This window comes from Legionella feeleii, assembly GCF_001467625.1.
GTDB lineage: Bacteria > Pseudomonadota > Gammaproteobacteria > Legionellales > Legionellaceae > Tatlockia > Tatlockia feeleii.
In genome coordinates this window covers 1-293 of the sequence record NZ_LNYB01000063.1, presented here as the reverse complement: position 1 = coordinate 293, position 293 = coordinate 1, and the positions used below count along the sequence as shown (strand labels likewise).

Below are 293 nucleotides of genomic sequence, written 5' to 3'. Positions count from 1 at the left end.
GATGGCAAAATAGAATGGCTCTTGTTGGTTATGCCCGAGTATCGACTATTGACCAAAATTTGGATATCCAGCTCGATGCTTTGAAAAACGCAGGATGCAAAAAAATCTTTTCTGAGAAAAAAAGCGGCACCTCAAAAAAAGACCGGACTGCGTTGGATGAATGCATGGATTACATTCGTGAAGGCGATACCTTGGTTGTCACTCGAATTGACCGACTTACACGGAGCATTCTTGATTTACAAAATCTACTTCACTATTTAAAAGAAAAAGAGATTCATTTAAAAGCACTGGAA

At 38.9% G+C, this 293-nt stretch carries 1 protein-coding gene; it reads left to right on the top strand.

Features of this window, described 5'->3' with window-relative positions:
* Positions 1-14: 14 nt before the first annotated feature.
* Positions 15-293, top strand: a 279-nt coding sequence (locus Lfee_RS07365; RefSeq protein ID WP_162262671.1) for a recombinase family protein, incomplete at its 3' end; no start/stop codon positions are given.